Raw genomic sequence first — 1,683 nt, 5'->3', positions numbered from 1 at the left:
CTGTTTTTTTACCTTACGGGGTCAGGAGAACGTCTGCCGCAGGGCGGCGTATGCCGTGGGGCGCCGCCGCTTCACACGAAGGGCCAAGGCGCCCCCCATGAGGCCGACCGCGGCCAGTATCTCTGGAAAGTACTGCACGACGCGAGACGTCGACCCGCTGACGATTGCGAGGTTGTCCGCCATGAGCGCGAAGCACACCGCCAGTCCGGCAGCGCTTACGACCGGGGCCACAATGCGTCGCCAAAAACTGACACCACGCGGCTCACGCCAGAAGAAAGCGATGACGGCGAGCGACACCAGAAACTGCAGCAACAGGATACCGAGACTCGAGAAGGCGCTCATCCAAGCGAAGACGACCGTGTACGCATCAGCGCCGCCGAGGGCGAGCAGCACGATCGAAGCAATCATCACCGCGGTCTGCACGAGGCCGGCGTGGCTCGGAGATTGGTGATCGGGATGCGTCTGTGCCAAGCCCCGCCACAGCAGATTGTCTCGGCCGGCGGCGAACAGGTAGCGATTGAGGGTATTGTGGAACGACAGGAGACAGGCGAACAGGCTGGCCAGTAGCAACGCCTCCATGACGTGCCCCGCGGATCTGCCGAGAAGCGCCTTCACCGGTATCAGATACAGCGTGGCCGTGTGCTGCTCAGCCTGCTCGTGAATGCGATCCGGACCGTAGTAAAGTGCGATGGTCCAGGTCGCGAAGGCGTAGAAGAGGGCGATCAGTGCAACGGCGGCATAGGTAGCGAGCGGGATAGTGCGGCTCTTGTCGCGCGCTTCCTCGCCGAAGATCGCTGTCGCTTCAAAGCCGATGAAAGCGCTGACGACGAAGACTAGGGACATGCCCAATCCGGGCGTGAGCGCTGATGGGCCGAAGGGAGCTAGCAAGACAGGCTCGGCCGGCCCGTCGGTCACCATCAACAGGATGGCGATGCCGAGGATCAGGAGAATGGTCATCTCGGCAACAAGACAAAAGGCAAGAACGATGCCACTGAATTCGATGCTGCGTCGACCGCAGGCATAGACCACGGCCAGCAGTGCGATCGGATAGATACACCAAGGCCAGTCTGGCCCCCCGTAGGATGCGACCATGTTGCTGACGAGAAAGCCGAACAGACCGCACAAGCCGATTTCGAGCGTCGCGTAGGTGGCGAGCGCAATAGTGGCACCGCCCACGCCGAAGACCGGGCCCAGGCCGGCGCATATATAGGAATAGAAGCCGCCCGCATTGCCGCCGAAACGGCTCATGGACGTAAACCCGGCGCTGAACACCAGGTAAAGGACACCCACGAGCACGAATGTCAGTGCGACCCCGGGCCCATTGCCCAAAATGAACGCTGCTGGCGTAACCCCGACGACAGCCGTGAGCGGGGCTGCTGCTGCAATTACGAAAAAGACGATATGCAACACGCCAAGCGAATGCTTGCGCAACCCCGTTTCGCTCTTCATGTCAGTCCGTCGGCTCGCCGCCCAAGCGATTAGTCGGGAGCATGTCTGCCCGATTGGAAATTCGACTTAATCGCGGCTGGCTGGCAATTTTATGGCCTTTCTGATGGTCTTTGGTCAATGCCTTACCTTGATGTGCTTTCAGGGATTTAACCGTCAATCCCCAGAGAAATCCATTGAACGGGGGGATACCTATCACTCAGCAGATTCCGAGGCAAGCCGGTCACCTATTCCAGG

Annotated in this window: 1 protein-coding gene; it reads right to left on the bottom strand. The window is 60.4% G+C overall.

Translation table 11 applies throughout. The features are described from left to right. Window positions 1–21: 21 nt before the first annotated feature. The gene (locus WCJ41_RS22110; protein WP_336907989.1) at window positions 22–1,449 is read right to left on the bottom strand and encodes an APC family permease; all 1,428 of its coding nucleotides are present in this window, start codon (window positions 1,447–1,449) and stop codon (window positions 22–24) included. Between the last annotated feature and the right edge of the window lie 234 nt (window positions 1,450–1,683).

This window comes from Aestuariivirga sp. (genome assembly GCF_037139295.1).
GTDB lineage: Bacteria > Pseudomonadota > Alphaproteobacteria > Rhizobiales > Aestuariivirgaceae > Aestuariivirga.
This window is presented reverse-complemented; position numbering and strand designations above follow the sequence as displayed.